Here is a 233-nt window from a genome sequence, read left to right on the forward strand (position 1 = left end):
GAAGACCAGCTTAAGTCGATCATGAAAGAGCAGGGCGCATCACGCGATCTCACTCTGGGCCGAAAAATTGACCCAGTTAAGGCTGGAACGTTCAAGGCAATCGTTCCGGATGTGAAAGCGCCAGCCCCTGCAAAAACTGAAACTTTGGACGAGGTCCTCGCACGCTACTCGGCAAGCAAGGAGACCCCGAAAAGCAAACCCGGGCAAAGCGACTTCATTATTTTTGTGTCGTT

General features: G+C 51.9%; 1 pseudogene. It reads left to right on the top strand.

The features are described from left to right. Window positions 1–21: 21 nt before the first annotated feature. Window positions 22–233: pseudogene (locus AC3XQU_RS25000) on the top strand (type-F conjugative transfer system pilin assembly protein TrbC); the annotation flags it as partial.

The organism is Telluria sp. AZSoR62 (genome assembly GCF_058111565.1).